This window comes from Bacillus hominis (assembly GCF_018332515.1).
Classification (GTDB): domain Bacteria; phylum Bacillota; class Bacilli; order Bacillales; family Bacillaceae_G; genus Bacillus_A; species Bacillus_A hominis.
In genome coordinates this window covers 1-350 of the sequence record NZ_BOQD01000471.1, presented here as the reverse complement: position 1 = coordinate 350, position 350 = coordinate 1, and the positions used below count along the sequence as shown (strand labels likewise).

The 350-nt window shown below is 36.6% G+C and carries 1 pseudogene; it reads right to left on the bottom strand.

Going from position 1 to position 350, the window contains the following annotated elements:
* Positions 1-15: 15 nt before the first annotated feature.
* Positions 16-350 (bottom strand): annotated as a pseudogene (locus KI356_RS26485) (ABC transporter ATP-binding protein); the annotation flags it as partial.

The window sequence follows — 350 nt, the reverse complement described above, 5'->3', positions numbered from 1 at the left end:
CGATGAAAATACGTATTATGCATATTCCTCCCTCCTATTAGCCTCAATATAAAGTTTCACAAACTTTTCTGGAGTTGGAATTCCGCTTAATTTAGCTAGTTTTATTAATGAAATCTCCCGTAGATTAGCTCTTTGTAACGTTCCTTGATCCCCTAATACAGCGGATACAGTATTGTCCGCAATGATTTTCCCTTCATGCAGAACTACCGCTCGATCTGCGTATTCTAAAGCAAGATTCATATCGTGTGTGATAATAATAAAGGATATGCCTTTTTCAGCCAGTTTTCTAATAAAGGACATAAACTGTTTGTAATGGTAATAATCTTGTCCAGCTGTCGGCTCATCTAATA